This window comes from Daejeonella sp. (genome assembly GCF_049655485.1).
Taxonomy (GTDB): Bacteria; Bacteroidota; Bacteroidia; order Sphingobacteriales; family Sphingobacteriaceae; genus Daejeonella.
The window spans coordinates 1-3,011 of sequence record NZ_JBASJU010000177.1 but is presented as its reverse complement, the minus strand read 5'-3'; the positions used below and the strand labels follow the sequence as shown (position 1 = coordinate 3,011).

General features: G+C 40.6%; 4 protein-coding genes. All 4 read right to left on the bottom strand.

Annotated features, from left to right (window positions below):
• A partial coding sequence (locus WBJ10_RS07245) for a metallophosphoesterase (protein WP_424288849.1) occupies window positions 1-1,112 on the bottom strand: 1,112 nt, incomplete at its 3' end.
• A 13-nt stretch (window positions 1,113-1,125) separates the two neighbouring features.
• Complete coding sequence (locus WBJ10_RS07240; protein WP_424288848.1) at window positions 1,126-2,184, bottom strand: c-type cytochrome; 1,059 nt, start codon at window positions 2,182-2,184, stop codon at window positions 1,126-1,128.
• 56 nt (window positions 2,185-2,240) lie between these two features.
• Entirely contained in the window at window positions 2,241-2,447 is a 207-nt protein-coding gene (locus WBJ10_RS07235) for a YgaP family membrane protein (protein ID WP_276348890.1), read from the bottom strand.
• Window positions 2,448-2,587: 140 nt separating this feature from the next.
• On the bottom strand, window positions 2,588-3,011 hold a 424-nt coding region (locus WBJ10_RS07230; RefSeq protein ID WP_424288847.1), incomplete at its 5' end, for an MFS transporter.

Genomic DNA, 3,011 nt, shown 5'->3' with positions numbered 1-3,011 from the left:
GATATGCCAATAACTTTATCTAGTTTCTCCTTGTAAGGTTCTCTTGCTTTATTTACTAAATCTATCATCTCCTGATCCGCTTTGTATAGATCCGGATCGACATCTAACAATTGATAATTATGATCCTTTATTTTACCGTTCTCCACAACAATATCCAAGCGTGATATAAATGATCCGAATGCGCCTGGTTCTGTTACTTTCGCATACTTTGCTTCAATTGGCTTTCTTACTCTTTCGTGGGTATCAGCGCCCAATATATAATCTACTCCTTCGATTTCCTTATTATTTCCCAAATCAACCTGTTGAGCAAGACCCATATGTGTAACAAGGAAAACCATGCTGCATTTCTCGTAATCTCTTAGCATTCGAACATATTTTGCCACATTCAGATCAGGCTTGGTAAATTTTATACCTGCGCTGTAGGCTGGCGACTGCCTTTTTGGTGTTAGGGGATCATTATAGCCGATAAAGCCGATTTTAATCCCTCCCAGATTATTGGTCCAATACGGCGGAAACATTAGGTCACCGTTTTCACTATCCTTTGTATCATGGAACATGTTGGCACAGATCTTCTGGGCGTGGTAGTTGCCCATATCTTTTCGCATCATTTCTTTGCCGTAAACAACTTCCCAGTTTCCGGGTAATACCAGGTCATAACCTATATTATTGATCAGCGGAACGATAGCCTGACCTTCGCTCAACGCTGCAACGGCTCCCCCCTGAAAACAATCTCCTCCATCTATAACAAGTGTATTGCCAGGATTTTGGGCTTTGAGGGTATTTATCATTGTTTTCAGGACTGCAAAGCCGCCTCTTCTTTTATAAACCGGAAGATTATTTTCCCAGAAAAATTCATCATGCGTATACAGTTGCGCATGTATATCCGCAGTATGTAAGAGGGTAATATGGTTGGCTTTACCTGCTTTGACCGCATGGCTCTTTATAATCTCTGAGGTATGATACTCATTGCCTGAAATAGCAGAAGCTACCTGCGGCAGGCCAGAAAATGCTAAACCAGCCATACCTGCGGTTTTCAGGAATGTACGGCGGGCATTACCGCAGTTACAGAGATTAGATTCTTTTTTTGAAAACATATTTGCTGGACTAGTCATTTAGGTTTTACAGTTAGCTCCCTTTCTTTACTATCGGTTTAAAGGGGCCATATTTGTGCTGTTCTTCAGAAAATTTATCCCCGTATGGCCCGAATGGAAAGTCTATGGGTTTCTTACTTAAATCTTTCCAGTCTTTCCTTTGATCTTTATGAGGCCTGGGTCTGGAATTCACAAAAGCAGCTATATCCCATGCTTCTTCATCTGTAAGCTGAGGATTTTCATGTGAGACTCCTAAAGGCATATTATTCTTGACAAAACCGGCAAAACTGCTTATTCTGTATAGACCGGCGCCATCATTATAACTATGATCTCCCCATAAAGGCGGATAGGTATAGCTGGTATTATCGGGATTAAGCAACCCTTTACCGTTCTTACCATGACAAGAAATACACTTAGCTTTATAAACCGCAGAGCCCATTTTAGGATCTGCAGCCCGGTCAAGAAAAGCTAATTTCTGCAGCCCGGCTCCTTCGGGTGTTTTGCCCTTTTCCACTCCGGTTCCCAGCCATTTTATATAGGCGATCATGGCTCTCATTTCCTTACTGGAACTCTCGAGCGGCTTCCCGTTTAAACTCCTTTCAAAGCAGTCATTAATCCTTTTCTCTATACTTTCTTTAGTTCCCGATCGGGCACGAAATTTTGGATAGGTGGCATATACTGCTGAATAATTGTTGCCAAATGGTTTGGTACCCGCATCTAAATGGCAATTCTGGCAGTTCATCCCGTTACTTATATTAGCTACCGTACCTCTAGGGCCCAGATAAGTTGAAGTATGGGCTATCAATTCCTTCCCATACCTTATAGTTTCACCATAATTATCCGAAGGAATGGATGTTTCTGAGGGAGGACTCCAATAGTTAACCACCTCTTTAGATGTTTCGGCAGCAGTTTGATCCGGAACAGGTTGAAATTCTGAGGAAGCAACTTGGTCTTCATTTTCATTTTTCCGCTGACTAAATATAACACTTACTAAAATCCCAGCCACCACGATAAATAATATCGAAATAATACCTGCCGCTCTTGAAGTTATAAGTAATGCCTTTTCCGTTTCATTTAACTTATTCTTGCCCATTGAATTATAACTTTCTTCCTCCAATTATTAAGGTGGAGTATAATTGAATTAAGAAATTATTGATTTGTCCTTTTCGTTCGTATACCAAATGGAGAGTACAGGGGACAAAAACCAATGAAGCTGGTTATGATGAATGCAACAGAAACAACCAGTAAAATGATGGCGTTGGTACCTGAAATAACATTGGTGTAATAAAGCACCGCGATCACGATAGCGATCACAAATCGAAGTATGCGATCAAGATTCCCCATGTTTTTTATCATCGTATTGGATTTAGGTTAACGCTATCAACCATTTCAAATTTACTGTTGTCAATTAGAAGGTAAGGTGACAATTGTCACATAATTCAAGTTTTATATTCATGCTGAAAAAGCATAAATGATCTGAAGCATTGTATAAAAACTCAGGACATCCTGAATTTTATCAGTAATGCAGATAAAGCCGTGAGGACACCAATGTTTATCACAGCAACCTCAAGACCAAAAGCATCAGCCAGGGCGCCTGATAAAAGCGCCCCAAAAACATATCCGGAATCCCGCCATAAACGGAAAACACCTATGCTCTCTGCTCTTTGCCCAGGATTGGTATAGTCTGCAATGGCTGCTAAAAATGCAGGGTAAACAATTGCCGTTCCCAGACCAAGTATTACGGAGATCAATATATAGTGATACATTTCAGTAGCATATCCCATAAATATAATGGCGATACCCTGCATCAACATCCCCCAAAATAACAAGGCCTTTTTGGGAAATTTATCAGCTAGTTTCCCTGTAAATAGTTGACCAAGGCCCCAAATTGCCGGGTAGACAGAAACAACTATTCCAATT

Coding starts and splice junctions, on each gene's coding strand:
- WBJ10_RS07235 (WP_276348890.1), bottom strand. CDS start 2,447: ATGATAAAAAACATGGGGAATCTTGATCGCATACTTCGATTTGTGATC.
- WBJ10_RS07240 (WP_424288848.1), bottom strand. CDS start 2,184: ATGGGCAAGAATAAGTTAAATGAAACGGAAAAGGCATTACTTATAACT.